The sequence below is a fragment of the Glycomyces lechevalierae genome, assembly GCF_027622945.1.
GTDB lineage: Bacteria > Actinomycetota > Actinomycetes > Mycobacteriales > Micromonosporaceae > Glycomyces > Glycomyces rutgersensis.
Map to the genome: position 1 here is coordinate 84372 of NZ_JAPZVQ010000019.1, position 20447 is coordinate 104818.

Here is a 20447-nt window from a genome sequence, read left to right on the forward strand (position 1 = left end):
GGTTCCTCCGATTCAGGAATGAACGGGGCTGGTCAGTGAGCGGACGAAGCGTCTCGCGGGGTGGTCGGGGTCGCGGCGGACCGGGTGGACGAAGTGGACGCCCTCGGCCGCGGCGCGCTCGACGGACTTCAGGGCGTGGTAGGGGCGGTAGCGGTTGTACGCGTCGTGCCGGGCCGGGTATCCGGCGAGCTTCAGGCCGAGGGCTTCGGCCATGGTCGGCATCAGGACCTCGGGCAGGGAGTAGGAGTTGCCGGGCTGCTGGTTGCGTTCGACGAAGTCGCGGAGGCGCCCGTAGAAGGGGGCGTCGAGGACGGCGCGCACGAAGGCGCGGGAGAAGACCTGGCCGGGGTTGAACGCGCGGTGGGTGTGGCCGATGCCCAAGAGGCCCAGGAGTTCGGGGAGTTCGCCGCGCAGGCTGCGGTAGGGGCGCCAGCGCGAGGTGCGGGGGGTGTGCGGTTCCAGGCGGGGGGCGAGGTAGTCGCATTCGGCCATGGTCCGGGCGAGGAAGTCCGCGTAGCCGTGGTTGACGAAGGCCATGTCGGTCTCGACGTTGACGAGGTAGTCGTAGTCGTGTTGGGCGGCCCATTCGAAGGCGTCGAGGAAGAACGGGGCCTCTTTGGCGTATTCGAGGGGGCGGCTGGCGGCGAGGCGGGGGACGCCGTCGGTGTACCGGTTGCCACCGATCCGGCCCGCGTCGTACCAGACGATGTCGGCGGGGCAGAAGCGGCGGAGTCCGGCGACGAGGTCGTGGAAGTACTCGTCGCCCTTGTGGTCCAGGAGGAGGAAGCAGAGGCGCGGGGTCATGGTCGGGCGTCCGTCCCGTCGGGGCCGAAGGCGAGTGAGGCGAGGCGGACGCCGGGGTGCTCGAAGTGCACGTAGAGCTGCTGGACGCCTTGTACGGGGCCGAGTGCGGCGGTGACCTCGGTGTAGTCGTAGACGCCGCCGGTGGCGGGGGTGTCGATCTCGGCGATGACGTCGCCGTCGCGGGGATCGCCGGTGCGGAGGGTGAGGCGGGAGGCGGCTCCCGCGACGCGGGCGGACACTGTGGCGTATCCAGGTTCGCTGTGCCTCTGTTCGGCTCCGCCTCTCTTCCCCCGTTCGGCTCCGCCGCTGTGCCTCTGTTCGGCTCCGCCGCTCTTCCCCCGTTCGGCTCCACCGAAGTCGCAGTCGCCCAGGAGGATCCAGGCGCCCGGTTCGTCGGCGGCGATCACGTCGCCCGTCGCGGGGCTCTCGTCGCGCCACAGGACGCCCGAGTAGGCGTCGTTGGCGACGGCCGAGAGCGGGCGGGAGAGGTCGCGGGGGCCGACCGTGGTGCCGTCGATGCGGACGGTGGTCGCGAGCGGGAGGTCGGCGGCGGAGCGGCCGACCATGAAGCGGTGGTCGGCCGCTTCGACGATCATGCGGCCGGTGACGTTGTCCCAGTGGGCGAGTTCGTCCACGGGGACGGTGAAGGCGACGGTGCGGGTCTCGCCGGCGTCGAGGCGGGTCTTCACGAAGCCGCGGAGCCGGCGCAGGGGCTGCTTGACGCGCGACTCGAGTTGGCGCGAGTAGAGCTGCACCACTTCGACGCCGTCGCGGTCGCCGGTGTTGGTGACCTCGGCGGTGAGGCGGATGCGGTCGCCGGGTGCGGCGTTCGCCTTGTCCGCCTTGAGGTTCGCGTGAGTGAACGCGGTGTAGGAGCGCCCGTGGCCGAAGGGGAACAGCGGCTCGCCCGGGTAGTACAGGTACGTCGAGTCCGCGGCGATGATGTCGTACGCCGTCACTGCGGGGAGCTCGGCGGCGTCGGTGTACCAGGTCTGCGGGAGGCGGCCCTCGGGGTCGCGGTCGCCGTAGAGGACGTCGGCGAGGGCGTTGCCCCACTCCTGGCCGCCGTGTCCCGACCAGACGATCGCGGGCAGGTGGGCCGCGGCCCAGTTCACAGCGAACGGGTAGGAGGAGGAGAGGACGAGGACGGTGTTCGGGCCGGCGACGGCGCGCAGGAGGCGGTCCTGGGCGGGCGCCAGTTCGAGGCCGGCGCGGTCCTCGTTCTCGCGGCCGTTCACGGCGGGGTGGTTGCCGAGGACCGCGATCACCGCGTCGGCGTCGGCGGCGAGCGCGGCCGCCTGCTCGGCGCCGTCGATGACGAGGTCGAAGTGGAAGCCCGCGGCGGCTGCGGCGTCGGTGGTCAGGACCGGGCGGTCGCCATCGAGGGCGATCCACTTGCCGCCCGGGGCACGGTCGTTGGGGTGGAGCTGGTGGAGCGCGACGGTGCCGTCCTCGCGTTCGGCGAAGAGGAACATGTCGGTCGGGTCGAACATGCGCGGCCCGAGGTGGTCGGCGGTGAGCACGCCTTCCTCGGTGCTGTTGAGCGGTTCGCCGGTGGCGGTGCTGTACAGGAAGTGCTGGCCGCCGCCCCAGTCGTGGAGGTCGAACTCGGCGGCCGGGCCGGGGGCGGCCGTGAGGGCCACGCCGGAGCCGGGTTCGACTGTGAGGTAGCGGTCCTTGTAGCGCAGGCGGATCCGGTCGACGCCTTCGCAGTGGACGACTTCGGCTCGTTCACTGAGGGCGTCGCGGGCGGTGACGGCGTACGGGAGGGTGCCGGAGTACCAGTCTTTGAGCTGGGTGTCGGCGAGCGGGCCGATGACGGCGATCTTCCTGGGGGCCTTGAAAGGGAGGATGCCGTCGTTCTTGAGGAGCGTGATCGACTGGGTCGCGGCCTCGCGGGCGAGGGCCCGGTGCTCCGGCGAGTTGACCGCTTCGGCGCCGATGTGCGCGTACGGGTCTTCGGGGTCGAACTCGCCGAGGCCGAAGCGCACGTGGAGGTTGCGTCGCACGGCCGTGTCGATCTCGGCCTCGGTGAGGAGTCCCTGGTCGAGGGCGGTGCGCAGGATGCCGAGCACTTCTTCGGGGTCGTCGTCGTCCTGGGTGAAGGAGTCCATGCCGGCTTTGACGCAGGCGACGTACGCGGTGAGGAGGTCGTCGAAGTAGCCCTGGAACGTCACGGTCATCTTGGGGCCGTACGCGTCCGAGACGATGAAGACCTCGTCGTCGGTCCAGGTGCGGATCTCGTCGGCCAGGGGGGTGACGTGCGCGGGGCGGCCGTTGACCGGGTTGTAGGAGAGCATCGAGCCGATGGCGTCGCCGGTCGCGATCGGCATCCGCTGCGCGGCGAACTCGTACTCGCGCAGCGCGCGCGGCGGGATGTCGGAGGAGGCGAGGCCGCGGTCGCGCTCGTGGCCGTAGCCGACGAAGTGCTTGACGCACGGGGCGGTCTTCCACACGGACCCGTTGTCGCCCTTGAGGCCTCGGGCGTAGGCGCGGCCCATGACCCCGGTGGCCCAGGCGTCCTCGGAGTAGCCCTCCTCGTTGCGGCCCCAGCGGGGGTCGCGCAGCGGGTTCACCGTCGGCGCCCACACGTTGCGCCCGACCTTGGCGGGGTCGGCGCGGTGCTTGGCGAGGACCTCGTCGGCGACGGCCGCGCCGATCTGCTCCACGAGCTCGGGGTTCCAGGTCGCGCCGAGGGCGACGACCTGCGGGAAGACGGTGGCCTCGCCGAGCCAGGCCACGCCGTGGAGGGCTTCGGTGCCGGTTTTGAACGCTCCCATGCCGAGTCGTTCGACGGGCCGGTGGTACTGGTGCAGGAGGCCGATCTTCTCTTCGATCGTCAAGCGGGAGAGGAGGTCGGCGACGCGTGCGGCGCGGGGAAGGGACGGGTCTCGGTAGGGCGGTGCGTCGCTCAAGGTCGAGGCCTTCCTTTGGACGGCAATGCAAAGCATTTCAGCGCGTCTTAGCGTGACATAGCGACCACAGTTCTGTCCAGAGTTCTCGTTTGCTTTGCAGCGCAAGCCTTCTGTGAACAATTTCATCGGCATCCGTCGATGCAGGATGGTTGACACTGGGAAGTCGTCCGGTTACGGTGGTTCGCGAGTCGCCGCCATCCCGTGACCCCGCTTGGAATCTGGGAGCGTTCACCTTGCACCTCGAGTCACCGCGCGTCCTGTTCCGCTGGGCGCTCTGGAAACCGAATCCCGCCGCGATCGAGATGCTCGACCACAGCATCGGCACGTTCCGCCGCTTCTTCGGCTCCGAGGCCGACTACCTCGTCTGCACCGACGACCCCGGCCTCCTCGCCAAGGGCCTTGAGACCCCCGCCGAGCTCGTCGACTTCGACGTCCCCGGGGGCGAATACCTCGACGACCGGGCGACCTGGCTGAAATGGGCGCCGCGCTTCCGCTACGACCTGAACGCCACCGAGTTCCGGGTGGACGCGGACATCTTCCTGCTCGCCGAACCGACCGAGCTGCGCGAGTTCATCGCCGGCGACGGCCACGACTACATCGTCTCCCAGGAGGCGTTCCGCCACACTTGGCCGTACGGCGCCTTCGGGTTCCGCTTCGAGGACGAGATCGCGCCGCTCACCGCGGACGAGCTCCACGCCCTGGACCCGGCCGAGCTCGCCCGCCGGTACGGGTACGCGCCGATCAACGCCGGGTTCTTCGGCCAGCGCGCCGGGGCCGACCTCGGCGACGAGTTCCGCGAGGACTACCGGTGGTGGTCGGCGCATGTGCGGCACAACGAGGTCGACTACTACGACGAGCAGGGCGCGATCATGTGGGTGCTGCGGCGGCATGTGCGCGAAGGGCGCGTCAAGCTGCTCGACCCGATGCGGTACCGCGTGGTCTGCCCGAACAACGAAGTGCCGGTCGAGAGCGTGGACGGCATCGTCGCGATGCACTCGACCTATCCCGAGCGCCCCGCCTACCACAAGTTCCTGTCGGAGATCCGGGCCGTCAGCGGCATCGGCGCCGCCTGACCGGCACCGGACGCCGGTCCGGCCGCCCGCGGAGCCTCGACGCTCCACCGCGGACTTCCGTGCGCCCGGAGTACGCCACTTTCACTTGGGGGCTCAATGAGTGCGAACACCGAGAGCGGCGCGGCGGCGCCCGGCAAGGCCATGGTCACGGGCGGGGCGGGGTTCATCGGCTCGCACGTGGCGCTCCGCCTGGCCGAGGCCGGGTGGCGCGTGGGGGTCGTCGACGACCTTTCGGCGGGCGCGCAGGCGCATTTCGACGCGCTGGCCGCCGCCGGCGTGAGGGACCTGTTCGTGGCGGACGTGAGCGGCCCGGAGGCCGCGGACCTGCTCTCGCGGTGGCGGCCGGACGTGGTCGTGCACCTCGCCGCCCAGTCCAAAGTGTCCACTTCGGTGGCGAGTCCGGCGGCCGGGGCGGTGGCGAACGTCGTGGGCACCGTGAACCTGCTCGAAGCGGCGGTCGCTGCCGGCGCGGCGAAGTTCGTGGCCGCCTCCAGCGGCGGCGCGGCGTACGGCAGCCTGCCGCCGGGCGCGGGCTCGCATTCCGAGCGCTCGGCCCGCCTGCCGCTGAGCCCTTACGGCGCAAGCAAGGCCGCCGCCGACCTCTACCTGGAGATGTACGCGGAGACGTACGGGATCTCCTGCACCTCGCTGCTGCTCGGCAACGTCTACGGCGACCGGCTCGACCGGCGGTACTCCTCGGATGTGATCGCGCATTCGATCGGGCGGATCCGCGCCGGGGAGCGTCCGCGGATCTACGGCGACGGCACGCAGACGCGCGATTTCGTGCACGTCTCCGATGTGGTCGAAGCGTTCAAGACGGCATGCGAGACCGATGCCGCGGGGTCGTTCAACATCGGCACGGGTGTGGAGACCAGCGTGAACGAGGTCGTGGCGATGGTGTGCGCCGTGATGGGCGCGCCGCATGAGGTCGAGTACGCCCCGGAGCTCCCGGCCGAGGTGCGGCGGGTGCGCCTCGACATCGCGGCCGCCGAGCGGGTGCTCGGCTGGCGGCCGAAGGTCGACCTCGAGTCCGGGATCCGGGGCATGCGCGAGCGGCTGGGGTCCGAGACCGCCTGAGCGGCAAGGACTTCAAGCGGCGTCAGGGCCCAGGGTGTCGAGGCGGACCCAGGCGCCGTCCTTCGCGGACCGGACGGCCGCGAACATGGCCCGCAGGGAGCCGAGGTTGTCCGGGACCGTGGGCACCTCGACGTCGCCGCCCTCGATCCAGTCGAGGAAGTCCACGATGGCCTGCATGTGGTGGTGATACCGCATGGGTTCCAGGGCGACCTCCTCCTTGACGAGTTCGCCGTCTTCGAGGCGCTCGGTCCACAGGCGCGGGCCGATCACGTGGAGGGCGCCGAGTTCGCCTTCGACGCGGATCTCCTCCCCCGTCCAGGAGCGGGGCTCGCCCGCGCCGACCACGCTGGCCTCGTAGGTCGCGCGCACGCCGTCGGTCATGCGGGCCATGAGGTTGACGCAACAGCCGCCGGCGAAGCTCGTGACGCCCGACGGGACCCATTCGTCGCAGACCAGGCTCTCGAACTCCTTGCCGGAGACGAAGCGCAGGAGGTCGAGGTGGTGGACGGCGGCGTCGAGCAGGATCGGGTGCGGCACTTCGTGTCTCGCGGGCCCGTCCCAGGAGCCGAACTCGCGGTAGTCGGTGCGGAAGCGCAGGGACACCGCGTGCGGGCGCCCGATCGCGCCGACGGCGACCAGTTTCCGGGCGGCGCGCACGCCTTCGCTGTGGCGGTAGTTCTGCATGACGGCGACCCGGTGCGAGGGTTCGAGGGCGGCCTCGATCGCGAGGCATTCGGCGAGGTCGTCGGAGAGCGGCTTCTCGGTGAGGACGGGGATGCCGCGCTTCATGCAGCCGGCGACGGCCTCGTAGTGGACCTCGGGCGGCAGGACCACGAAGGCGCAGGTGGGCTCGAGGTCGCCGGCGTCGACGGCGGCGAACGCGGCGTCGATCGAGTCGTAGCAGGCGTGCGGCCAGAGGCCGCGGGGTTCGCCGTAGGACCGCAGGGCCTCGCGGTTCACGTCGACGAGGCCCACGGCCTCGCAGCGGTCGGCGAGGTCGGGGAAGAAGATGTTCAGGTACCAGTCGGCGACCCGGCCGGCGCCGAACACGAGGGCGCGCTGCTTGGTCTGGTTGGCCATGTTGCCTTCTCTCTCTGTGGAGGTTCGTCAGTCGAGGGGACGGGGCCGGTACGCCGCGACGAGCCGGTCCATGTTGGCGTCGGTCTTCTCGTCGCGCCACTGGTGCTCGGGGTGGGCGTCGAACCAGGCGACGATCTCGCGGGCGCCGAGCTTGAGCGGGGTGGCGCGGAGCCCGAACTCGGGCACCAGGGACTTGATCTTGCCGTTGTCGAAGACGAGCGAGTGGGCCTTGTCGGTGAGGAGGCCGACGCCCCACCAGTCGTCGACCGCCTCGATCGCGTCGGAGGGGACGTGGACGAGTTCGGGGTCGGCGACGCCCGCCGCGGCGGCGAAGGTGCGGTAGATCCGGTCCCAGGCGGGCGCCTCGTCGCCGGTGATGTGGAACGCCTCGCCGAGGGCGGCGTCCCGGCCGAGGAGCCCGGTGAAGCCGACGGCGAAGTCGCGCGCGTGCGTCATCGTCCACAGTGAGGTGCCGTCGCCGTGCACGACGATCGGCCTGCCCTGCCGCATCCGCTCGATGACGGTCCAGCCGCCGTCGAACGGGACGATGGTCTCGTCGTAGGTGAGCGAGGGCCGCACGATCGTCATCGGGAAGTCGTCCTCCCGGTGGGCTTGCACGAGCAGGTCCTCGCAGGCGATCTTGTCGCGCGCGTACCGCCACTCGCGGTTGCCCAGCGGGCTGGACTCGGTGAGCGGCAGGCGGTTCGGCGGGGTGCGGTAGGCCGCGGCGGAGCTGATGAACACGTACTGGCCGCAGCGCCCGGAGAACAGGTCGATGTCGCGCCGCACCTGGTCGGGGTGGAAGGCGATCCAGTCGACGACCGCGTCGAAGGTGCGGTCGCCGATCGCCTCGCGCATCGCCGCCGGGTCCTCGGTGTCGGCGGTCAGTCGGGTGACCTCCTCGGGGATCGCCCGGGTCGCGGTGAGGCCGCGGTTGAGGACGGTGACGTCCAGGCCCTGGCGCACCGCCTCGCGCGCGCAGGAAGCCGAGATCGTCCCGGTGCCGCCGATGAACAAGACTTGCAGCGTCACGTCGTACTCCTTCGTGGTGCGTGCCGCGCCGGGCGTGACCCGTTGCGGCCGTTGGCTATCGGGGTGCGATCCAGTCGGCCAGTCCGTCCGCGAACCAGGCGTGGCCGGCCTCGAGCGGGTGGCCGCCGGGCCCGCGGGCGAACCGCGGCGGCATGTTGACGAACGACCGCTCGGGCGGGGTCGGCAGGCCGCCCCAGACGCGGTCGGCGTCGAGCGCGTCCATGAGCGGTTTCGCGTGCGCGGGAATCGGATCGGTGATCGGGAACGCGAACGCGTAGCGGGCGTCGTACCCGTGCGCGGTGAGGTGGCCGTGGAGCAGCGTCCAGTCGACGAAGAAGTTGACGAGCTGGCCCTCCTCGGACCACATCATGTCGTAGAACGCCTTCGTCGGCTTGTGGCCCCGGCCGAGGAGCCACGGGCCGACCCGGTGCCAGCCCGCGTCCACGGGGTGGTCGGGCGGGCCCTCCTGCGGCACCGGCTCGATCGCGGAGTGGTACTCGTGCCGCGCGGTCTGCGTCCAGGCGATCACCACGACCATGTCCTCGGGGCGCAGCCCGTGCTCGCGTCGCACCGCTTCGAGCCGCATCACGGTGCTGCGCACGATCCTGCGGTTCGAGGAGGCGTTGCGGGCCAGGTTGACGCAGGGGACGCCGAGCCGGTCGGCGAGCCGCGTCGGCCAGGCCTGCGCCTCCGGGTGCGGCAGCTCCTCGCCGCGGGTGAAGCTGCACCCGTTGGCCACCAGCAGTTTCGCCATGCGGCGCTCCTCTCGCTAGTAGACGCGCACGCCGTTCGCGGCCTGGAACCGCTCCGCGTCGTCCCGGGTGTTCACCAGCGGCTCGCCCTTGACGTTCAGGCTGGTGTTGAGCAGCAGCGGGCAGCCGGTCTCGGCCTCCCAGGCCTCGAGCAGCCGGTACAGGCCGGGGTGCTCGTCGCGCGCCACGGTCTGCACCCGGCTCGTGCCGTCGAGGTGGATGATCGACGGGTACTCGTCGGGGAAGCGGCAGGGCGCCACGAACTGCATGTACGGGGAGGCCTGGACGGGCATGTCGAACAGCTCGTGGGCCCGCTCGGCGCGCACGATCGGCGCGAAGGGGCGGAACGGTTCGCGGCCCTTGACGACGTTGACGCGGTCCTTCATGTCGGCCGGGCGGGGGTCGGCCAGCAGGGACCGGTTCCCGAGCGCCCGGGGGCCGAACTCGGCCCGGCCGCTGGCGACCGCGGCGATGCCGTTCGAGGCGAGCTCCTCGACGAGCGCGTCGACCGGGTACTCCCCTTCGATCGCGGTGCCGAGATACGGTCCCTCCCAACGCAGGCGGCCGCCTCTGACGGCGGCCACGGCGCCGACGCTGGAGCCGGCGTCGCCGGGGTTGGGGAAGATCCAGACGTCGTCGAACCCCGCCTGCCGGGCGATCTTGGCGTTGGCGGCGCAGTTGAGCGCGACGCCGCCGCCGAGTATGAGGTTGCGCGAGTCCGACCGCCCGCGCGCCCAGACCGCCGCGCCGACCATGACCTCCTCCAGGACGGCCTGGATGCTCGCCGCCAGGTCCTCGGCCTTCGCGTCGGCCATCCAGTCGCCGATCCCGTGGTGCGGGTTGAGCTTGAGGCGGAAGGACGGCGGCGTGATCTCGAGCAGCTCCTCGCGGATGCGGTCGACGTGGACCGGGCTCCCGAGGGCCGCCATGCCCATCACGATGTACTCGTCCTCGTTCGGCTTGAACCCGCACCGCTTCGTGAAGGCGCTGTAGAGCAGTCCGAGGCTGTGCGGGTAGGAGCGCGCGTGCAGCAGCCGCACCTCGCCGGCGCGGTCGTACTCGGCGATCGAGAACGTCCGGAACTCGCCGATCGAGTCCGCGACGATCACGACCGCGTCCTCGAAGCCGCTCGTGGCGAAGCCGGCCGCGGCGTGGCTCGCGTGGTGGTCGGCGAACTCGATGTCCGGCACGCGGAACGGCAGGTCCAGCGAGCGCAGGTACCGGCCCGGCAGGTCCTCGGCCGTCGCGGCGTCCTTCCACTGCCCGGCCCGCAGGTGCCGCAGCTTCTTCAGCATCGGCCGCTCGTACCAGGCGATGCGCTCGGGGACGCCGAACGCCAGGGCCTCGTCGATGAGTCCTTGGTGGAGCAGCGCGTCGTTCTTCCTGCGCGAGTAGCGTTCGGCATGCGCGGCGAACAGGATGCGGTCGTCGTCGACGACCGCGAGCGACGCGTCGTGGGACAGCGCGGAAATTCCCCAGTGGACCATGCTCGCGCTCCTACTTGTAGAGGAATGGGTCGTTCTTGCGGAGCTTCCGGTTGCGCTGCCAGCGCCGCCATGTCTGCTTGCAGTAGAGCACGAGTCGTCTCATGGTCGCTCCCTGTCGGCTCTCGGAGTCTCGGCTGCGGGCATGTCAGGGATCGTGGTCCGGCTGCGCCGGGGCGAGGCCTCGATGGGCTTGCCGCGCTTGCGTTCTCAGCGTCAAGGAGGTGCCTCCCGGCCGTCGCGGGTCCGAACCGCTGGGAACGCTATCACGTCACGTCGCGATGCGTCAATGCTCGACTGCGGACGGTTGGCGGACGACGGCCCGCGACACTGCTTGGGGGCCAATGGATTCGAGGCGGAACTTCCGGCGGTGTTCCGGAAACAGATGTTGACATGCCTCAATTGATGCTGTTAGCGTGTCCAGCACCTGACGCAACGCGACGGCGCGGCGTCGGGCGCGGCCGGAGCAGGCCGCCTCCCCTCGCGCATCCCGGTATTCGCTCGCCCCGTACCAGCAATGACGCTGTCGAGAAGACGCTGTAGCAGCGCAGTCCGTCGGACTGTCGCTCCCGTGTGCTGTCGAGAAGGACGAACATGACCCACCCGGCAACCGGACCGCGGAACGCTCCCAAGGCAACCGTCGTCATTCCCACCTTCAACCGCGCCGCGCTCCTGGCCGAGACCCTCCGCGGACTCGCCAGGCAGGACCTCGACCCGGCGGAGTACGAGGTCATCGTCGTCGACGACGGCTCGACCGACCACACCGCCGAAGTCGCCGCGTCCTTCACCGAACGGCTGCGGCTCAAGTACGTCTTCCAGGAGGACCAGGGCTTCCGGGTCGCCGCGGCCCGCAACGCCGGGGCCCGGCTGGCCGCCGCCGACCTCCTCGTCTTCATCGACACCGGGGCCGTCGTCGGCCCCGAGTACCTGCGCCGCCACCTTGCGGCGCACGGCGATCAGAGCGAACCGCGCGCGGTGGTCGGGTACGCCTACGCGTACCGGCCCGAGGACCCGCCGGCGGGCCTGGAGGCCATGGCCGGCCGGCTCCTGCCGGAGCGGCTGCTCGAGGTCTACGCCCATGACCCGTCCTTCTGGGACATCCGCCACGGCGCGTTCACGCGCAGCGGCTGGGACCTGCGCGAGCTCGCCGTCCCGTGGATCCTGCTGTGGGCCACCAACTGCTCGGTGCGCACCGCGGACTACTGGGCCGTGGGCGGCTTCGACGAGGACTTCCGCCAATGGGGCGTCGAGGACATGGAACTGGGCCTGCGCCTGCACAAGCACGGCGTCCGGTTCGTCGTGGACCACGACGCCTGGGTGGTCGAGGCCCCGCACGAGCGCGACGACGAGGGCAACGCCCGCGGCAACCGCAACAACATCGGCCAGATGCTCGCCAAGCACCGCGAGCCGGTGGCCGAGATCGGCTGGAACCTCATCCACACCGACCGGTACTGGCCCTGGGAGGACGACTACCGGGCGGTGCTCGAATGGACCGCCAAGTCCAAGGGGCTCGACGTGGCCGACGAGGTCGCCGCCGCCACCAGCGACCTCGGCAAGGCCGACAGGGTCGCCGTGATCGGCTGCGGCGCAACGGTTCCCGGGAACCTCGAAGGGGCCGCGCTGTTCGACTTCGACGCCGAGGCGCTGGAAGGCCGGGAGCGGGCCTGGCACGCCATCGGCCTGCGCACCCCCCTGCCCGACCACTCGGTCGACGTCGTGGTGCTGACCTCGCGGCTCGCGGGCCTGTGGGACCGGTGGAACCTCGAGATCCTGGCCGAGGCGCGGCGCATCGGCCGCGAAGTGCGGGCCCCGGGCCTGGAGCCGCGATGACCACCGCGCTGGCGATCCACAGCGGCGCGCCCGTGCGCGGCCCCGGCCGCCCTTGGCCCGCTTGGCCGACGGCCGCTCCGGGCGCCGGCGCCGCCCTCGACGCGGTGCTGCACTCGGCGAACTGGGCCATCACCAGCCCGTACCGGGACCGGCTCTACGAGCGCCGCTTCGCGCAGGCGTTCGCCGACTACACCGGCACGGCGCACTGCGTGCCGACCGACCACGGCTCGAGCGCCCTCGTGATCGCGCTCGAATCACTCGGGCTGCGGTACGGCGACCCGGTCCTGGTGCCGGCGCTGACCTGGACGGCCACCGCCACGGCGGTCTTCCGGGCCGGGCTCGTGCCGGTCCTGGTCGACGTGGACCCCGCCACCGGGTGCCTCGACGCCGCGGCGGTCGCGGCCGAGCCGGAGGCGGCCGCCGTGATCGCGGTGCACTGGGCGTGCACGATGGCCGACGTGCCGGTCCTCAATGCCGCAGCGACCACGTTGGGCGCGAAGGTGATCGAGGACGCCGCGCAGGCGCACGGCGCGCGCTGGCGCGGCCGGGCCGCGGGCTCGCTGGGATGGGCGGGCTGCTTCAGCATGCAGCACTCCAAGGTGCTCACCTCCGGTGAAGGCGGCGCGGTCGTCACCGACGACGGCGCGGCCGCCGGGCTCATGGAGGAGCTGCGCGCGGATTCGCGGCGCTACCGGGACGAGCCGGTGCGCGGCGAGCTGCCGCTGTACGAGACCGCCGAGACCATGGGCGCGAACTACTGCCTCAGCGAGTTCGCGGCGGCGCTGCTGTGCGAGCAGTTGTCCATACTGGATGATCAGCACGAGGTCCGCAACGCGAACTTCCTGGCGCTGGAACGCATGCTGGCCGACGTCCCCGGGGTACGGCTCCCCCGCCGCTCCCCCGCGCAGGACCGGCTGTCGCTGTACGAGGTGCCGCTGGTGTTCGATCCGCTGCCGCCGGGGCGGACGAACGCGTGGGCGGCCGAGGCGATGACGGCCGAGCTGGGCCTGCGCGCGTACCCGCCGCGCGTGCCGCTCTCGCGGAGCCCCCTGCTGGCCCCGTGGCGCAAGTCCACGCTCGCGCCGCTCGCGGAGCGGTTCCGGGCACTGCACGCCGACCGCCGCTACCCCGGCGCCGAATACCTCGCGGGCCACGCGGTGCTCCTGCACCACAGCGCGTTCCTCGGCACTGAGGAGGACATGGCGGACATCGCCGCGGCCGCCGCGAAAGTGGCCCGGCACCCCGGAGGCGACGCGTGAACGACGCCGTCTCCCCAGGGGTCTCGGCGGTGATCCCCGTGCGCGGCAGGGTCGCCGCGACCGAGCGCACCCTCGCCGCACTGCGGGCGGCCGCCGACCGCTGCCCCGAGCCGGTCGAGATCCTGCTCGTCGACGACTCCGGCCGCGCCGACACGGACCGCCATCGCGCGCACTGCGAACGGCACGGCGCGCGCTACCTGCGCGGCCCCCGGCACGTGGGCGCGAAGCGCAACCTCGGCGTCCGCCGCGCTTCCCACGACCTGCTGCTGTTCATCGACTCCGACTGCCGCGCCTCGCCGGACCTGCTCGAACGCTACGTCGCGGCGATCCGGTCCTCGGACGCGGCGGGCCTGGCCGGGCCGACCTCGGTCGAGGCGAGCCCGACCGCGGTCCACCGCGTCATGCGGCATTCCGCGCTGCTCCACGGCGACCTGGAGCGTCCGGCGACGGGCGGCGCGCTCGAATGGGCGACCACCTCGAACCTGCTGCTGCGCCGGGCGGTGTTCGAGGCCGTGGGCGGCTTCGTGGAGGAATCGCTCACCGTCGTCTCGGGCGAGGACGTCGATCTCGGCATCCGCTTGTCCGCGCACGGGTTCCGCATCCTCGCCGAACCGGAGGCCGAGGTCGTCCACGACCGGCTCAGCTCGGACTCGGTGCGCGCCGTGTGGCGGCGCCTGTACGGCTACGGGCGGTCCGAGCAGTGGCTCACCGTCGTCCATCCGGACCGGCGCGAGCCGCGCTGGAACCCGGTCGTCGCCGTCGGCGGGGCCGCGGTCGCGGCCCTCGCGGCCGCCCCGGCCACGCGCGGACGGAGCCTGGCGCTGGTCCCGGCCGCCGCGGCGCTCGCGCTCGGCCTGCGCGCCGGAGCGCGGCACTCCCCCGGCCGCGGCGTGCGCGGCGTCGCGGACGCATTCGCTTGCGCGGCACTGGAATCGGCCTTCGATGTCGGCGCCGCCGTCGCGGCGTTCCAGCTGCGGCGCCCCGGTCTCCTGTTCAGCGGCTTCCGACCGACCCCGCGAGGAGCGCACGATGCGTGAAGGCACCCTGTGGATCGGCGCCGCCGGGATCCCGTACCGGTACGGCGCCGACTGCGCCGACGCGATCGGTGCGGCGATCGAGGAACTGCGGCCGTCCTCGGCGGTCCTCGTCCTCGACAAGGCGGCCGAGGCGCACGCCGGACCGCTCCTCGAGCGGTTGCGGATACCCGTGCAGCCCTTCGTGATCGACCCGAACGAGGAGCACAAGCGCCTATCGCTCGTCGAAGCGGTGCTCGACGCCGCGGTGGAGGGCGGCGCGGACCGCGCCTCCGTCGTCCTCGCCATGGGAGGCGGCCTCGTCGGCAACACGGCCGGGCTCGCCGCCTCGCTCCTGTTCCGCGGCGTCAGGCTCGTCCACCTCCCCACCACTCCCGTGGCCGCGTTCGACGCCGTGCTCTCCCTCAAACAGGGCGTGAACCTCGCGTCGGGCAAGAACCTCGGCGGCGCCTACCTCGCGCCGTCCCTGATCGCCTGCGACCTCGCCTGGCTCGCGACGATGCCCCGTTCGGGGCTGCTCACCGGTGTCGCCGAAATGGCCAAGAACGTCCTGGCGGTGCGCCCCGACCGCGAAGGCGACTTCCTCGGCGCGCTCGCCGCGCTCGAAACGCGCCCGATCGACGCCTTCGACGCGCTGTTCTCGCTCGGACTCGACGCGAAAGCGCCGTTCCTCCACGACGATCCGCACGAACGCGGCGGCGCGCTCGTCTTCGAGTACGGGCACACCGTGGGCCACGCCCTCGAAGCCGCCTCCGCCGGGACCATGGGCCACGGCGAGGCCGTCGCCTGGGGCATGCTCGCGGCCGCCGAGGCCAGCGCGCAACTCGGCCTCCTCGACGCCGACGGCCTCGACCGGCACTACCGGCTGCTCGCGCACCTGCGCCTGCCGCCCGCGCGAACCGCCCTGGGCCGCTTCGACCGCGACGCGCTCGCGGCCCGGCTGGCCGTCGACAACAAACGCGGCCACCTGCCGTCCCCGCCCGGCGTGAACCCGATGGTGCTGCTGCGCCGACTGGGCGAGCCCGTGCGCGGCGACGACGGCCGCCCCCTGATTCCCGTGCCCACTGAAACCGCTCTCGACGCGTTCGAGAAGGTAGCCGCCACCGAGGTGATGTGATGACCATCCTGTCCGATTTCGATCGCAGATCGGTGTCCGCGCTGCTCGCGCTCTCGGTCGCGGCGTTCTGCTACGTGACCGTCGAGACCGTCCCGGTGGGGCTGCTCTCGGAGATCGCCGGCGACCTCGACGTCTCGCCGGCCCAGGTGGGGCTGCTGGTGACCGGGTACAGCGTCACCGTCGCCGTGCTCACACTGCCGCTGGTGAAAGTGGTCGCGAAGGTGCCGCGCCGCCCGCTGCTGCTGGCGCTCATGGCCGTGCTGGTCGCCGCGACGGCGCTCTCGGCCGCCGCGTCGGCGTACGAGCTGCTGTTCGCCGCACGGGTGGCCACCGCCCTCAGCCAGGCGATCTTCTGGGCCATCGTGGCGCCCGTCGCCGCCGGCATGTTCCCCGCCCACGTGCGCGGCCGCGTCATGGCCGTGGTCTTCACCGGCGGGTCGATCGGGCCGATGCTGGGCGTCCCTGCCGGCACGTGGCTCGGGCAGGCGGCCGGATGGCAGGCCACGTTCCTCGCGCTCTCAGGACTGGGCCTGATCGCCCTGCTCACCCTCGCGTTCGCGTTGCCGTCCAAGCCGATCCGCAACGAGCACGCCGGGCGCGGCACCACCCCGGACGCTCGGCAGTACGCACTGGTGCTCGCGACCACCGCGCTCGCGGTCGCCGGGTTCTTCGCGGTGTTCACGTACACCTCGGAGGTGATCACGGTCGTCGCCGGGATGTCCGCGGCGCTGCTGGGCCCACTGCTCCTCGCGCGCGGCCTGGCCGACTTCGGCGGCATCGCCGCCGGCGGCGTCCTCTCCGACCGCAACCAGCGGCTGGCAGTGACGCTGCCCGCCGTCCTGATCGCGGCCACACTCCTCGCCATGTACGTCTTCGGGGCGAACCCGTGGGTCACCGGCGCCACGGTCGTCCTCACCGGACTCGCCATGGGGGCGCTCACGCCGGCGCTGCAGAACCGCGTCATGGAGTTCGCCCCCGGCAGCACCGACACCGCCTCGGCCGGGAACTCGATCGCCTACAACGTCGGCATCGCCCTCGGCTCATCCCTCGGCGGGCTCACCCTCGCCCAAGCGGGACCCGGCGCGGTCGCACTCACCGGCACGGTCCTGGCCCTCGCCGCCCTCGCGACCGCCGTGTCCACAAAGGCGACCGCCCGAATCGAGGCCGCACCCGCGACGCAGGAGGTCGCAAAATGATGGGCGAAACCCACTTCGGGCCCGCGCCATTCGTGCGAAGCAATCGGGAACCGGCACATCGAGCGCTTCGAATACATCCCACGGCGGATCGGTGACGATGAATCCAGACTCGCGACCGACCTCTGGTCGACCTAATACTCGCTAGTTTGTACACTCCACCGCAGGTAGACGGCCTGTTCCAATGCCTTTCCAGCCCACTCCCTTACAGCGGCGCGACTTCAGGCCCCTCGTGGCGCTCCGGGGACAGTGCGGACCTCGTGATCGAGCAGATGAAGGAAAGGCAACCCTTTCCCTCGCCCGCCGTCTCTCCGCCGAACAACGAACAGCGCTCGTCGCTTCATTCGAATCGGGAGTCAAACAGCGCGAGCTTGCCGTCCAATATGGAATCAGCACCCGCAGCGTCAAGCGGTTGGTCCGCGGAGCTCGGATGCGGGCGTGGCCCTACCGACGATCTGATGCTTTTCTAGTCCAAGCGCGGTCACCAAACGGCCTTCCAGTGCCTCGGCAATGCGTGCGGGCGCTCTGGCCATTTACAGGCTTCGGCGGCGGCAGCGGTTTTCGAGGCTACCGACCCATGCGGCGACATGCCGTCCTGGATCGATCATTCATCTTAGCTTTGTTTGTTTGTGTGCCCGATTAAACATTAGCGAACCTCGCCCTGCCAGACGGTGTTCGCGCTGACCACCACGGACTGTGGAGCCGCAGGGATTAGCGTGCCCGACCGGTGCGGAGACCAGGCATCATCGTGGAAACCGACAACGAGTCAGCGGATTTCGACAAGCGGAAGACCGGTTTGGTTTCTGGATTTAGTTTGGTCACGTGATCTAATTAAAAAATCGACATTCATCTAATGAATATCGATGGTCGAACCCAACGTCTCGGGAAAGGCGTGCACGTTATGCGACGCAGATCGCTCCTCACCGCGGCACTGGCCGCACCACTGGCCACCGCGGGCGCCGTCGGCGCCCTCCAGTCTCCCGCCCAGGCGGCCACCTGGTACTCCTCCGACAAGTACGCGGTGTGGACCACCGGCGACTACGAGTTGGGCAACAACGTCTGGGGCAGCGGCGCCGGCCCCCAGTCCATCTGGGCGAACTCCTACTCGAACTGGGGCGTCTGGGCCGACCACCCGAACACGGGCGGCGTCAAGTCCTACGCGTACGTCGGCCACTCGCTGGGGCGCGACGTCTGGAGCATGGGGAACGTCTCCAGCAACGCCAACGTCACCGTGCCCTCGGGCTCGGGCCTCGCCTACGCCACCGCCTACGACGTGTGGGCCAACGGCTGGGACTACGAGATCATGATCTGGACGCAGTGGCAAGGCCCGGTCGGTCCGATCGGCTCGTACGTCACCGATGTCAACCTCGGCTACCAGAACTGGGCTTACTACCAGGGCAGCAACGGGTCGAACGACGTTCACAGCTTCATGGCGCGCAACCAGACCACCGACTCGTGGGTGGACATCACCGCGCACTGCCAGTGGCTGGTGGCCAACGGCCGCATGCCGCAGGTCAGCGTCGACGAGATCGGGTTCGGCTTCGAGATCACCTCGTCAGCCGGAGGCTACAACTTCAATTGCAACAGCTACTCGCTGTGGATGTAGCAGGCGATCCGACCGCCGGGTCACCCGCTCGGGCCCGGCGGTCCAGCGCCATCGCCTTACCGGCGGACCCGCTCACACACGGCCCGGCAATCTCGTTTGACGAATCGGACGCATCGGTCCGCGCCGGTCCAATCTGGCAGGGCTCCCCCGACTTCCCCCGAAAGGACCTCCTCCATGTCCATTCCCTCCTCGACCGCGCCCTTCAAACGGCGCTCCCTGTTCAAGGTCGCCGGTCTCGGGGCCGCCGGAGCCGCAGGTCTTCCGGTCGCCTCGGCCTGCAGCGACATCGCGTCCGATGACGGCGCCATCCAGTCGACCGAAGGGTTCGACTTCCTGCCCACGTACCAGGAATGGACGCTCCCGGTCCAGCCCGACCTCGTGGGCGAGCCGCCGAACCACCCCTCTGCGTTCACCTCCTACCCCGAACCGGTCCAAGCCGTGACCGAAGTGCCCTCGGGCAGCGGCACTTACGAGATGACCGTGCCGATCTGGGGCGACACGCCAGCTGAGGACGACCCGTACTACGCGGCGCTCTTCGAAGCCTGGGGCGGCACCATCGTCAACCTCCGCCATGCGGACGGCAACACCTTCGCCGACACCTCGGTGCAGTGGCTCAAGGCCAACGAGTACGGCGACGCCATCCTGATGTTCGGCTGGATGCTCGGCTCCCACTCCAACTTCCAGGAGACGGTGGTCAACAACTTCTACGACCTCACCGACATCCTCAAGGGCGACATCGCCGAGCGCTGGCCGCTGCTGGCCGGCCTGCCGACCTCGTCGTGGGGCCAGTCGGTCTGGTCGACCGACGTCGCGAACCCCGACAGCGCCCGCATCTTCGGCATCCCCGGCAATCTCTCCGGGGGCCAGGGCAACGCCGTGTTCGTGCGCACCGATTACCTGGAGGCCGCGAGCCTCGCGATGCCGACCACGGTCGAGGAGCTTCTGGAGGTCTGCCGCGCCTGGTCGGACGACGCGAACGGCAAGTGGGCCTTCGCCAGCGTCGACTGGTTCGTCGGCCAGTGGTTCTCCGCGGGGGACACCGAGGGCTGGAAGTGGAACGAAGTCGAGCAGAAGATGTACCACTCCAGCGAGCTGCCCGAGTTCACTGAGCAGCTGACGTTCCGCCGCACCCTCTGGGACGAGAAGCTCATCCACCCCGACGCCCCGACCGGCACCCTGGACGCCCACGCGATGCAGAAGGCCGGGTCCGTGCTGTTCACACAGGACAACATGGGCTGGTGGAACGAGTTCGCGCGCCAGGTCAAGACCGGTGAGATCGAGGGCGCGATCGCCCCGCTGCCGCCGTTGGCCCCGGCAGGGCGGACCCCCATCGTCCCCATGAACACCACCGTCGACGGATGGACCTTCCTCAACAAGGAACTCTCCAAGGAGCAGGTCGAGGAGCTCCTGGACGTCGCGAACTGGTGCGCGGCCCCCTACGGCACCACCGAGTACGAGCTCATGCAGTACGGCGTCGAAGGCGAGCACTTCAACCTCGGCGAGGACGGCACACCCGTCCTCACCGAGCTGGGCAACAAGGTCGTCCAGGCACCGGTCAACTACAAGCAGATGTGCGGCCAGGTCCAGACATTCCTCACCGGCGACCCCGACATGGTCCAGGCCCGCTTCGACTACAACGCCTCGATCCAGCAGTACGCCAACAAGAACCTCTTCGAGGGCATCCGGATCGAGGGCCCGGCCGACTTCAAGACCGCCGCCGGGACCCTCTGGGACCAGCAGAACGACATCGCGTACGGCCGCGCCGACCTCTCCACCATCCCGGACATCGTCCAGACCTTCCTGGACAACGGCGGCGAAGCCGCCCGCGAGTACTACACCGAGGCGTACAAGGCCGTCCACGGCGAGTAACGCCCTGGCCGGGCGGTCCCGCTCCGGACTGGGACCTCGGAGCAGGGCCGTCCGGCCGACCTCCCGCCTCCACACAGGATCTACGACGACTGGAATCCCAAACGATGGCAACACTCGAAAGCACCGCCCCACCGGACACCGAGCGGCCCCCGAACCGCCCCGTCGTCCGGCGCAAGCGGACCGTGCTGCAGCGGCTGCGCCACGACTGGCCCCTGCTGCTGCTGGCGCTCCCCGTGGTCGCCCACCTCGCGGTGTTCCACTACTGGCCCACGGCCTGGAACATCATCGCGTTCATGGACTACAGCCCCTACCGGCCGTTCTG

General features: G+C 70.8%; 15 protein-coding genes and 1 pseudogene. 10 read left to right on the forward strand and 6 right to left on the reverse strand.

Going from position 1 to position 20447, the window contains the following annotated elements; translation table 11 throughout:
- Positions 1–12 precede the first annotated feature (12 nt).
- Together O2L01_RS22670 and O2L01_RS22675 are read right to left on the reverse strand one after the other, a co-directional pair.
- A complete protein-coding gene (locus O2L01_RS22670) occupies positions 13–804 on the reverse strand; it encodes a hypothetical protein (RefSeq protein WP_270124311.1) in 792 nt (263 codons plus the stop codon).
- A complete protein-coding gene (locus tag O2L01_RS22675; RefSeq protein WP_270124312.1) occupies positions 801–3719 on the reverse strand; it encodes a glycoside hydrolase family 3 protein in 2919 nt (972 codons plus the stop codon). Before O2L01_RS22675 ends, O2L01_RS22670 begins: the two co-directional genes overlap by 4 nt.
- Positions 3720–3952: 233 nt before the next feature.
- On the opposite strand from O2L01_RS22675, the gene O2L01_RS22680 reads away from it, so the two are divergent.
- Complete coding sequence (locus tag O2L01_RS22680) at positions 3953–4792, forward strand: hypothetical protein (protein WP_270124313.1); 840 nt, start codon at positions 3953–3955, stop codon at positions 4790–4792.
- A 96-nt stretch (positions 4793–4888) separates the two neighbouring features.
- Positions 4889–5869 (forward strand): GDP-mannose 4,6-dehydratase, encoded by a 981-nt coding sequence (locus O2L01_RS22685; protein WP_270124314.1) that lies wholly within the window; start codon positions 4889–4891, stop codon positions 5867–5869.
- A gap of 12 nt (positions 5870–5881) precedes the next feature.
- On the opposite strand, the gene O2L01_RS22690 is transcribed toward O2L01_RS22685, so the two are convergent.
- Genes O2L01_RS22690 through O2L01_RS22705 form a run of 4 tightly spaced genes read right to left on the reverse strand, consistent with a single transcriptional unit; the run spans position 5882 to position 10220 of the window.
- Positions 5882–6949: a Gfo/Idh/MocA family protein gene (locus O2L01_RS22690; RefSeq protein ID WP_270124315.1), complete on the reverse strand. Its 1068-nt coding sequence runs from the start codon at positions 6947–6949 to the stop codon at positions 5882–5884.
- Between the two features lie 27 nt (positions 6950–6976).
- Complete coding sequence (locus O2L01_RS22695; protein WP_270124316.1) at positions 6977–7981, reverse strand: SDR family oxidoreductase; 1005 nt, start codon at positions 7979–7981, stop codon at positions 6977–6979.
- Between the two features lie 55 nt (positions 7982–8036).
- Positions 8037–8735, reverse strand: coding sequence for a DUF6071 family protein (locus tag O2L01_RS22700; protein ID WP_270124317.1), 699 nt, complete (start codon positions 8733–8735; stop codon positions 8037–8039).
- 15 nt (positions 8736–8750) lie between these two features.
- On the reverse strand, positions 8751–10220 hold the full coding sequence (locus O2L01_RS22705; RefSeq protein WP_270124318.1) for a carbamoyltransferase C-terminal domain-containing protein: 1470 nt from the start codon (positions 10218–10220) through the stop codon (positions 8751–8753).
- A gap of 591 nt (positions 10221–10811) precedes the next feature.
- Here O2L01_RS22705 and O2L01_RS22710 point away from each other — a divergent pair.
- The 8 genes and pseudogenes from O2L01_RS22710 to O2L01_RS22745 all read left to right on the forward strand — a co-directional run.
- Positions 10812–12047, forward strand: coding sequence for a glycosyltransferase (locus O2L01_RS22710; RefSeq protein ID WP_270124319.1), 1236 nt, complete (start codon positions 10812–10814; stop codon positions 12045–12047).
- Positions 12044–13306 (forward strand): DegT/DnrJ/EryC1/StrS family aminotransferase, encoded by a 1263-nt coding sequence (locus tag O2L01_RS22715; RefSeq protein WP_270124320.1) that lies wholly within the window; start codon positions 12044–12046, stop codon positions 13304–13306. The genes O2L01_RS22710 and O2L01_RS22715 overlap by 4 nt, the downstream gene beginning before the upstream one ends.
- Positions 13303–14343: a glycosyltransferase family 2 protein gene (locus O2L01_RS22720; protein ID WP_270124321.1), complete on the forward strand. Its 1041-nt coding sequence runs from the start codon at positions 13303–13305 to the stop codon at positions 14341–14343. The genes O2L01_RS22715 and O2L01_RS22720 overlap by 4 nt, the downstream gene beginning before the upstream one ends.
- Positions 14336–15457 (forward strand): 3-dehydroquinate synthase family protein, encoded by a 1122-nt coding sequence (locus tag O2L01_RS22725; protein ID WP_270124322.1) that lies wholly within the window; start codon positions 14336–14338, stop codon positions 15455–15457. Before O2L01_RS22720 ends, O2L01_RS22725 begins: the two co-directional genes overlap by 8 nt.
- The gene (locus tag O2L01_RS22730; RefSeq protein ID WP_270124323.1) at positions 15457–16653 is read left to right on the forward strand and encodes an MFS transporter; all 1197 of its coding nucleotides are present in this window, start codon (positions 15457–15459) and stop codon (positions 16651–16653) included. The genes O2L01_RS22725 and O2L01_RS22730 overlap by 1 nt, the downstream gene beginning before the upstream one ends.
- Before the next feature lie 898 nt (positions 16654–17551).
- The gene (locus O2L01_RS22735) at positions 17552–18256 is read left to right on the forward strand and encodes a GH12 family glycosyl hydrolase domain-containing protein (RefSeq protein WP_270124324.1); all 705 of its coding nucleotides are present in this window, start codon (positions 17552–17554) and stop codon (positions 18254–18256) included.
- Positions 18257–18430: 174 nt separating this feature from the next.
- The gene (locus O2L01_RS22740) at positions 18431–20125 is read left to right on the forward strand and encodes a type 2 periplasmic-binding domain-containing protein (RefSeq protein ID WP_270124325.1); all 1695 of its coding nucleotides are present in this window, start codon (positions 18431–18433) and stop codon (positions 20123–20125) included.
- A gap of 104 nt (positions 20126–20229) precedes the next feature.
- Positions 20230–20447: pseudogene (locus tag O2L01_RS22745) on the forward strand (sugar ABC transporter permease); the annotation flags it as partial.

Bases quoted from the DNA above. Each gene is read 5' to 3' on its own strand.
- O2L01_RS22725 (WP_270124322.1), top strand. From the start codon at position 14,336: ATGCGTGAAGGCACCCTGTGGATCGGCGCCGCCGGGATCCCGTACCGG.
- O2L01_RS22690 (WP_270124315.1), bottom strand. From the start codon at position 6,949: ATGGCCAACCAGACCAAGCAGCGCGCCCTCGTGTTCGGCGCCGGCCGG.
- O2L01_RS22705 (WP_270124318.1), bottom strand. From the start codon at position 10,220: ATGGTCCACTGGGGAATTTCCGCGCTGTCCCACGACGCGTCGCTCGCG.
- O2L01_RS22730 (WP_270124323.1), top strand. From the start codon at position 15,457: ATGACCATCCTGTCCGATTTCGATCGCAGATCGGTGTCCGCGCTGCTC.
- O2L01_RS22710 (WP_270124319.1), top strand. From the start codon at position 10,812: ATGACCCACCCGGCAACCGGACCGCGGAACGCTCCCAAGGCAACCGTC.
- O2L01_RS22735 (WP_270124324.1), top strand. From the start codon at position 17,552: ATGCGACGCAGATCGCTCCTCACCGCGGCACTGGCCGCACCACTGGCC.
- O2L01_RS22700 (WP_270124317.1), bottom strand. From the start codon at position 8,735: ATGGCGAAACTGCTGGTGGCCAACGGGTGCAGCTTCACCCGCGGCGAG.
- O2L01_RS22715 (WP_270124320.1), top strand. From the start codon at position 12,044: ATGACCACCGCGCTGGCGATCCACAGCGGCGCGCCCGTGCGCGGCCCC.
- O2L01_RS22685 (WP_270124314.1), top strand. From the start codon at position 4,889: ATGAGTGCGAACACCGAGAGCGGCGCGGCGGCGCCCGGCAAGGCCATG.
- O2L01_RS22670 (WP_270124311.1), bottom strand. From the start codon at position 804: ATGACCCCGCGCCTCTGCTTCCTCCTCCTGGACCACAAGGGCGACGAG.
- O2L01_RS22740 (WP_270124325.1), top strand. From the start codon at position 18,431: ATGTCCATTCCCTCCTCGACCGCGCCCTTCAAACGGCGCTCCCTGTTC.